This is a genomic window from Enterobacter sp. CGMCC 5087 (assembly GCF_003144775.1).
GTDB lineage: Bacteria > Pseudomonadota > Gammaproteobacteria > Enterobacterales > Enterobacteriaceae > Enterobacter > Enterobacter cloacae_M.
The window spans coordinates 1-403 of sequence record NZ_QFXN01000300.1 but is presented as its reverse complement, the minus strand read 5'-3'; the positions used below and the strand labels follow the sequence as shown (position 1 = coordinate 403).

Here is a 403-nt window from a genome sequence, read left to right as displayed (position 1 = left end):
CAGGTCAGCACTCGATGATGTGATTGCCCGTGGGGAGATTGCACAGTTTTCTTTCTTCCCGCTGGTTGAATTGCTTCATTTGCTGGAAAACGTCGATCCCGAATCTGACCAGGATATTCACCCTGAACAGGTGCGGGTGCGCTTTGCTGCCACGGCTTCGCTGGGCTTTCATCCCGGCGACATTGTCAGCTTAAGCCAGGATGACAGTGGCCTGCGCCATCTTGAAGTGGCCTTTCTGGGTCTGCATGGCAGCCAGTCTCCGATGCCCGGCTACTACCTTGACGAACTGGCCTGGGAGTATGCGTGGCAGGAATCGCGTCTCGGGCTGTTTCTGGATTTTTTTCATCATCGCCTGCTGACCCTTCTTCACCGGATATGGCGTAAGTATCGCTACCACGTCCGC

The 403-nt window shown here is 55.3% G+C and carries 1 protein-coding gene; it reads left to right on the top strand.

Translation table 11 applies throughout. The features are described from left to right. A partial coding sequence (locus DEO48_RS27005) for a type VI secretion system baseplate subunit TssG (RefSeq protein WP_258306196.1) occupies positions 1-403 on the top strand: 403 nt, incomplete at both ends.